The organism is Pseudomonas sp. PA-5-4B (assembly GCF_021606215.1).
GTDB classification, from domain to species: domain Bacteria; phylum Pseudomonadota; class Gammaproteobacteria; order Pseudomonadales; family Pseudomonadaceae; genus Aquipseudomonas; species Aquipseudomonas edaphica.
In genome coordinates, this window is record NZ_WKDB01000119.1 from 1 (window position 1) to 9,311 (window position 9,311).

The following is a 9,311-nucleotide window of genomic DNA, read 5'->3' on the forward strand; positions in this document are numbered from 1 at the left end:
GACCATAGAGCATTGGAACCACCTGATCCCATCCCGAACTCAGTAGTGAAACGATGCATCGCCGATGGTAGTGTGGGGTTTCCCCATGTGAGAGTAGGTCATCGTCAAGATTAAATTCCGAAACCCCATTTGCGAAAGCAGATGGGGTTTTGTTTTGCGCGCTCGAAAAGAGTCCCGCAAGCTATTCCGCGAAAAAGCCACCATCAATGCGCACTAACGGGTGCACAGCACGCGTCAGGACGCCTCCAGAAGCTCGCCTCCTTGCCATTCCAGAAGACTGGCTCGATGCTCATATCGACATGGGTGCCGACGCTCTGCTGCATCCCAGGTTCATCAGATCGTGCAAGGTCGTTATTCAGGTCGAGGGCGGTAGGATAATCGCAACGCTCCGACGGCCTCTGAAGGCGCTCACGAGGTTTTGAAAGGGCTTATGGTCATAGGGCTTGTTCTTTCATGATTTTGCCTTCTGGGCGCCATTGCGGCGGCCAGCGCTGGAATCTCACTTTTCTACAGACGAAAAAAAAGACCTTGAAATTCAAGGTCTTTCTTTAAGATGGTGCCCGAGGGAGACTCGTGCGTTCCATATAATTCGTGCCTTGCAGGGTGATTACACAGTTTGGGATACAGCTTGGGATACACAGTTTGCATTGTTGTAAAAAATTCCCAGTTTTTGTTCTGACCCCTCTTCTGGAGCAATTCACCTACCACGTCGCTTAGCGAGGCCTATTCGGTGGAGGCCCTAGGTGGTAATTTCATGTTGCCATCATTGGTCAAAAGCACTCGGGAAGCATTTCATGTTAGAAGCGTTGTTAGAAAAGGGATTTTTACCTCGAGAATTACCGCCGTTGTTTTCCTCGATGACCTTAGGACGTGTCGTCGGATATGGCGGTAATTTGCCTGATGCCCTACAGAAACCTCAAGCTGTTTGGACGCAGCCGATGCACCATAATTTGTCTAGGGTAGGTGGGCTTCGTCGACGCCTTACCATCCCGAACCCTTCAAATTATTTTCGACTCGCCAATGTTTTCGCCGTTAACAACGCTCAGTTGGCTGCTGAATGGGCCAAATCTCCGTTCTCTCACACTCGTCCTCAGTACGACCCGCAGGGATCGAGAGCAATTGCGTCCAGTTCTTCAGATCGAGCTATTGCCCGTGCAAGTACTCGCGTGGGTGCCAGATACATATTGCGAGCGGACATATCGCAGTTCTACTCATCAATTTATACCCATACGATTCCGTGGGCATTGCATACAAAGGCAGTTGCAAAGGCGCGTTTTCGGGATGTCTCTCTTTGTGGAAATGTCATAGATAAAGAACTGCAGGCGTGTCAGTCGGGTCAGACAAAGGGAATTGCCATCGGACCTGATACGTCACTCGGAATTGCCGAATTGTTGCTTAGTTCGATAGACGCAAAATTGGCATCTGAGTGCAATATCGTCGGTGGTGTAAGGTTTATTGACGATATTGAATTGTCTTTCTCTTCTTTGTCCGATGCTGAGAATGCGCTAATCATGCTTGAGGCAGAGCTTTATGGACGAGAGCTGCAGCTGAACGGTAACAAAACTGCTATTTACGAACTGCCTTCTGAACTAGAGTCGATCTATGTGAGTAAATTAAGGCCCATCGTTCCCTCGTACTATGGGGCATCGTCATTTGAGTGGGTTGATTATTTTAATCATGCATTCGGGCTTGCACGCGAACATCCGACTGAGGGGGTGCTTCGATACAGCATTGCCGCATTAAAAAGCGTTACTGCAGAAGCAGAACAATGGGAGCTGGCACAACATCTATTGTGGCAGTGCATCGCGTTAGATCCCGGATGCTTACGTATTGTTCTTGACGTCTTGCTATTGAATATCGACCGTGGCGGGCTTGTGCTGGATCGGAATATTGCTTATCGAGCAATCAATGCATTGGTTCAAGCGAGTGCCCCTGTAGGCCATGGCAGCGAGGTTGTATGGAGCGTTTGGGCATGTATGTTACTAGGTTTAAAACTAAGTGATGTTTCACAAAGTGCGATTGCACTTATGGATGATGGTTGCGTAGCTACTGCCTCAATGCGGGCCCGCGAGATGGGAGTTTTCGAACCAGGCTTTACCTCTCCACTATGGGAAGGATGGTTAGTTGACGATTGCTTTGAGCAGGATCATTGGTTGTTTGCGTATGAGTGCTATCGCCGTGACTGGCTTCTACATCTTATCAATGTCTCAAATATTGTCGTGGATCCAGTTGCGGTTTTATTTAAAGGTCTCGGAATCACGTTCTTGGATATTGATTCGCCTCTTACTTATAAACCGAAAGTGATTGTGGTCGGAGAGGAGGATGGAGGTTACTAATTTTCTTTTGGTTCTGGAAATGTCGCCGGGGACCCTGAGGACTTCATCAAGACACGGGGCATGAAACCCGCGGGATCGTGGTAGCGGCAGCCGCACCAGCTTACTGAAATTTCAACGTTGAAATTGAAAGGATCTTGAAGAGAAAAGTGCATCCTTACCGGATCTGTAACGGTCATGGGTTTCGTTCAGGATAGTGAACGATTGGCCTGGTCAACTCGGTCAACCAATCAACTAACTTTGGAGCCCAGCCACTAACGAGATCCGGCGGGTTCTATGCCCCGTGTCTATCGGAAATGCCCAGGGTCCCCATCGGCTTTCCGATTCATAGGGCAAATGCACTGGTGAACAGCAGTTCACCCGGTTCACCTGTTCACTAAGCTGGGTTCCTTTCCGCTGACACGATCACGCGGGTTTCCTACCCCGTGCCAAACTCATACGTGCAGGGGCCCCGATGCCTCTTGAAACCAGAAGATTTATCGATCAGCCCCTCGCTGGTGGACGATTCACAAACGGGGTTCGGGGTATCCCCTTAAAAAACGGTGTTACGCCTGTTACGTGCGTTACGCTACTCCATAACTATATGATTTTAATAGGTTTATAGGGAGTTACACATCGGTTCGCAGTTCGTCGATAGCCGTGTTACATGTAAAATAGGTGTTACATCAATAACTGCTTGCAAAGAGCCGTTTAAGATAATTAAGAAGACTGCCATCGGACCAGAGCTCTCGCTTGGATGGTCCGCTGATGCAGAAGCAGTGGATTAGTCTTGGCATCACTGAAAGGCGGACGTTTAGCTTTGTCTGTACAACCAGCAGGGATTTGGGTGTTGAATGCGATCCCACCTATGCTGGCTCTGCAGTTGAAAATGCACCTGGTAGACCTTAGTGATTGAAGCGCCTTCTTTATCAGTGTTGAATGGCTAAAAATAGGCAGAGCACGAGCCTTGCTGCTTCACACCGACGCCAAGTTCGCCCTTGGTTTCTGGGAAGTCAAAGAACTCAATGCTGTTGGGAAAAGGACGAAACAACTCCAATGTCGAATATCGCAACAGAGGTCGATTCAGTCCGCGCTTCCCGCGCGGGTCACACCTTTCATGAGCGTTGGGCTGCGAGGAAAGCTCTCCAATTGGTCTTCCCCGATGACTGCTTGTTTGCGATCGCCGTGGAAGGCATTTCTTCTACGGAGACCGCGAGCCCAGGAGCAAAAGCGGAAGAGGTAGCTGATCTCGTTTTATATTACGGTGGTGGAGATAACTTTAGAACATGTGATCGGCTGGAGACGGTTCAATTTAAATACAAATTGCGAGCGGAAGCTGTCACAGCAGTTTATCTTCGCAAAACAATCGAGAAATTCAGCGATACGATTCTAGGTTATGACAAAGAGTTTCCAGCAACTAAAGTCGACAAAAAGCTATCTTTCATCTTCGTGACAAATTCAGACTTTACGGAGACCCTTTGGCAAGCAATTAGCTCCTTAGTTAACGGATCTAAGCCTAAGTCCGCAGGGGCATCCACCCAGGCTAAAAACCTCAGGCAATGGTGCGCCAATCGTGGCTTATCTGACGTAAGTCGTCTTTTTTCTAGGATAGTTTTTCGAGCGGGGGAAAAGAGTCTTGCGGGTCAAGAGAACTTACTCAAGAGAACACTCACTGACTGGTCACCAGGATCAGACACAGAAGCTCGTCTTCGGCTCTACGAACTGCAGGATTTAGTTTTAAAGAAAGCCGGGCCAACTGGTCAAGGTAAGAATTTGATTCGACGGGAGGATGTACTGGATGCGATGGATTGCGAACCAGAGGATCTTTTTCCGGCGGAATCTCGTTTTATCGACGTCGGAGCAGTTGTAGAGAGAGCAGAGCTTATTATAACAAGCAACTTGATAAAGACTTCAAATTTACCTGTCTTTGCCCATGCAGAGGGCGGGGTGGGCAAAACTGTCTTTGTCCAAAGCCTTGCTGAGAGAATGGCTGCAGAATTTGAGGTTGTTATTTTTGATTGCTTCGGCGGTGGGGCTTATCGATCAGAAAATCAAGCGCGACATTTACCTAAAATTGGACTAGTGCAAATCGTCAACGAGCTGGCTTCACGAGCACTATGTGATCCTATGCTTCCGGGGGGGGATGATAGTCGAAAAATAATTAAGGCAGCGTGCAGACGTTTTGCACAAGCAGCAGTGGCAATCCGAACTCAATCAAAAAAGCTTGGTTTGCTTATTATAATAGATGCTTCGGACAATGCTCAATTAGAGGCCGAATTTCGTCACGAGGAATCTTTTCCCAAACGTCTATTGTCGGCAATAGATGAAGATCCTATCGACGGTGTGAAAATTTTATACACAGCACGCACCCACCGTAAAAATTCCGTGATTGGACGAGCGCAAGTAAATGAAGTGGAGCTCGGCCCCTTTAATGATTTGGAGGCTAGAGAGTTTCTAGCCGCTCGTAAGCCAAATGCCACCAGCGTGGAAATATCTACCGCTCTAGCGCGGTCTGGGCGGAACGCACGGGTTCTCGACTATCTCGTACAAACGTGGGGTAAGAATGTTGTCGCTGATGTTACGGCAGATCCAATTTCCGTCCCCGAAATCATTGCACAGCGCTGCGCTAAGATTGTTTCTGACCTCTATATAGCCGGTTGGTGTGCTACAGATATAACTGAATTTTTCGTCGCACTATCACTTCTTCCTCCACCAATTCCACTCGAAGAGCTGGCGGATGCGCTCGGATGGTCTGTGACTCAAGTAAATACTGCTGCTTCTGATCTGGCTCCGATGCTAGAGATTACATCGCACGGCGCAATTTTTAGGGATGAGCCAACGGAGACATTCGTAAGGGAGAGTTACTCAGAACAAACGAAAGCTCAAACAGTTATTGCAGATCGGCTCCTTTCTTCACAATCCACATCGAGCTACGCGGCTGAAGCACTGCCACACTTTCTAGTCGTTATAAATGATAGCGACAGAGCATTTGCCCTTGCTGAATCGAACAGCTTTCCAACAGCGGTGCAGTCTGAATTCGGACGCCGAAGACTTTCACTCGAGAGACTGCGTGCAGCTTTCAGACTGGCGGTCGCACAAGATGACCTGGATCGAGTGCTCGGCTTAAGCATGAGGCTTGGACAAGTTGAAACTGCCAACATGAGGGGTGATGGTTTTATTCTTAAATCGCCAGCACTTGCGATAGTCCTTGGCGACTCCGACTCCTACCGCCGACTTTTTGCAAATCGCTCAGGCTGGCGTGGAGCGAGAAGTGCTCGATTAACGATTGCGCACCGATTTGCGAGTAACCCCGATGAGGCGCAGATACAATGTGAAAGTACAGTCCGCTGGATAAATTGGTATATGCAGCAGCGAAGAGATGAGACAAATCGAGACCTAGAAGCACCAAGTTTGGATGATTATGTAGCCGTATTATTTCAGCATAGCGTCGAAGGGGCGTTTGCTAGAATTGATCGTAATTTGTCTAGTTGGTCCTCTCATTTATCGCTGGATGTAAGTGAAAGACTTCTGCAGTTGTTGGAGTTATTCGATCAAGTAAATGGCACGAAAATATTTGCTTCTTTTTCTTCGTTTGCAGCTTCAGATGTTAGTAAGTCTCGAGAACTCAAATTGTCATTTCTATCGAGGCCTTACTTGTTAAGTAGGTCGCAACTAAAGGAGTTGATAAAAAAAGTTTCTGTGCTCGAAACTCCTAAAGTCGACAGGGTTGAGCGTTTTTCTAACAGAGACGAATCCAGTTATTTTGAAACTAATGCCGCCTTAATCGCATTGCTCTACAGCTCCCGGAAGTTTGCAAAAGCTATCATAAGTAGCGCTTCTATGTCTCGCCCGTTAAGTTACGATTACGGTGAGCGTTTTGGTCACTCCAACATCTGGCCCTCTATTTTTCGAGCATGTATTCGCGTATGGTCCTCAGGGAAGCGGATGGCATTCCATGATCTGCTTCCGCAAAACGTCAAGATAACTAAGCATGCTAAGGCTGCGACCAATCGAACTGATTTGCGGGGTTTTTTGAAGGGGCTTCGAGAACCAGTACCCAACGTTGTTAGTGACAGGCGTGATCGCAAGAATAAAGCAAAATTTAGTGATCGTGAGTGTGAGGACATTAGCCAAGGTATATTCCTTGCACATGAGTTGATTGCTCCGATCGAAAACGCGATCTTCGAGCACAAAAGCCTATCAGGTAATGTCTTCACCGATTTCCTGAGTGTATGGAGTAAAAATACTAGGTCAGGCATTAACTTTCGATCTGAAACAGCCGCCGACGCACTTGTTCGCGCGGTTGGATTTGGCTGCGTAAGTATATTGTTGCAACATTCCTCCGCCCCATCGGTTGAAGACGTTAAGACACTGCTCGGCCTAGTCTCCACAACAGGATTTACGATTCAGCAGAAAATGAGTTTGCTGCGTCAGATCACTCAATGGGCACACCTCCATAATCTCGCAGGTGCTTTTGCTCAGCATATTGCAGCACAGTTGCGCCAGGATGATGATATAGGGCGGCGTGGAGAAACATATGTCGATCTCGCTGCTTCAATATTGTCGATGAGCATTGACGAAGCGCGTGGTTATTATCGCCAGGGTCTGTCTGAATTAGATCAAATAGGAGGGGAGAGTTATGAACAAATATACTCACTACTTAACTTTGCGAGTGAGCAACAAGGTGGTTTTTTAAAGCCCGAACTAGCCCAGCGGCTTATGAACTTGTGCCAGAATATTATAAACAATGAACCTAAAAAATTCGGTTGGAAATTGTTTGCACGAGCTGCTGCAAAGACTATTGGGTTTCCTGCTCTAGCTAAGTTAGTACGTTGGCACGACCAAGATGTTGCCGATTTTTCCTATGGATTACCACAGCTCGCTTGTTATTTTGCAATGCACGGGCATCTAGATCCGCGAAGAGCCGCTTTTATTCTCGCTATTTGTGAGGATCATGGCTGGTGGGATTGGCGGGCTGGAGAAGGTATCGCTGACCTCCTAGAAAAAGCTGAAATATCAGATCATAGGAAAATTTTCCATACGATTATCTGTAAGTTGCGTGAGGATAATCCTTTTGGTGGGTGGGCTTCGCTTTGGGAGAGTTTGCTTGAAACTGGTAAGAAATACCCAAATGCAATCACAAGCGAAGAGCTCAACGAGATTGACCAACTTTGGAAGGACGCGAAGCTAAAGCAGGATGAATTCAATAGCCGCAATAGATCTTCACCAAACGTTGTACACGCTCAAATTGACACTCCTAGTGAAAACTATATTGAGAATTTCATCACAGCTCTCATTGCAGAATGCGATTCTTCCTCCTCTACTGCAATTGACAAAGCTCTCAAGGCTATTTCGGCTGATGGAGGACTTTCCTATGATGTTCGTCAGCGCTTTATATTTAAATTGCGTCTAGCATGCCCTTATTCTAAGCGTTTGGGTTTTTTGTTTGCAGTTTGTGATGCTGCTGAGCTTCGATTTGATCAGACGATAGATATATTAAACGAGAGTTTGTCATTTTGGAGTGGTTCATCTTCGCATCTTGCCTTGGAAGCCAAGGGACTTGTCGAAAGACTTTTTACGGCCAGGAGTACTGAGCTTTTCGAAGATCAATTTCCTAATATTTCCCGCGATATACACAAACTCACCAGTCTGTGCGGAGACAAACGATTTGTAATTCAGCTCGTTCTTCGTAAGATTACAGCAGATGGAGTTGATCTCGATGGAGACCATTGGTTGCAGCTGGCCACCTCGCTATGCGAGGTTACTATCGGAAAATCCGCTTTAGATGCGCTGGAACATTTATTGTCTGGTCCTACAGCTCGCATGGCTGACGAAATTGGAGAGGGCGCATTTTGCCCTGATGAGGAAACTTTTGGTACCGAGGAAGAGGTTATTTCCGGTCTCATTTGGCACCTCTTAGGTAACGACGATGGCTACATTCGCTGGAAAGTTGCGCGACATTTAAACTCCCTTCATGAGCTTGGGCTGACTCATGATCTCAGTCTACTGCTTGATCGCTTCGATCATAGATCAGTAGCGGCAATGGCAACGGCTGAGAAAAATCTATCGTTCCAAAATTCTCAGCAATGGTTGCTAATGGGATTGGCGCGTACAACCTCGCGCCATGGGCAGTCATTACAGTTGTTAAAGCCAAAGCTGAAAGCTTTAGCAAAGCGATCTGATATGCACGTTATACATAAGCTTCATATTGCCAGATGCTTAGCTCATATAATTGGTCCAAGTAAGCAAGACTCATTTGTAGGTAAGTTGTTTAATGATATAAATGACCTTAAGCACGGTGTAGTTGTTTCTGATAGCTATCCCGTCGCAGCAAAGCCAGCATCAGACTTTAGCTTTGATTATGAATTTAAAAAGCATGAGATCAGATCACTTGCAGAACTGTTCGGTGTGGCGGAGGCAGTTGTTGAGGATGCTCTTTCTTCCGAAATAAAACGTCTGTGGCCGGAAGCTACTTCTATGGATTATTTTCCCGGCCCTGAGCGATACGATTTGGCCCAAAATGATAGATTCCAGTTCTTTAGAGAACATATTCAAAAGCATGCGCTCTTAACTGTCGCCACTAATTTTTCTAATTTTTTGCCGGTGGTGGTCCGTAGTTATGAGGTTGAAGAAGAGTCTCCTTGGCTAAGGTGGCGCAGATCCTACGATGTAACATTCGACGATGGCTCGTGGTTGTCTGATCACAAGGATCCACTCCCGCAGCAAGCCAAAGAAGATTTATTAGGTAATCAAATCAGTGGACAAGACGCGTTATTAGATCAAGAGACGTTGTTGCAGAAATTAGGTCTGGTATCTGGTTCTAGCGCAGAAATGTTTCCAGTGTACGGTCGTTGGTCATCGCCTGATGGAGTATCTGTAACGATCTCAACTGCGCTAGTCGAGCAAAAGGGTGCATCGCCCAAATGCGTTGCTTTCTCGAAAAGAGCCAGTCATGACATTTGGCTGCCACAGTTTTGGGATGACGGATACTATGACGGT

2 protein-coding genes and 1 rRNA gene are annotated in these 9,311 nt (G+C 46.9%); all 3 read left to right on the plus strand.

The annotated features are described in order from the left end of the window. Positions 1–110, plus strand: a 5S ribosomal RNA gene (gene rrf, locus GIW28_RS30000); the annotation flags it as partial. Positions 111–794: 684 nt separating this feature from the next. After that, positions 795–2,336: an RNA-directed DNA polymerase gene (locus GIW28_RS30005; protein ID WP_236447994.1), complete on the plus strand. Its 1,542-nt coding sequence runs from the start codon at positions 795–797 to the stop codon at positions 2,334–2,336. A 1,032-nt stretch (positions 2,337–3,368) separates the two neighbouring features. Then, a partial coding sequence (locus GIW28_RS30010) for a hypothetical protein (RefSeq protein ID WP_236490477.1) occupies positions 3,369–9,311 on the plus strand: 5,943 nt, incomplete at its 3' end.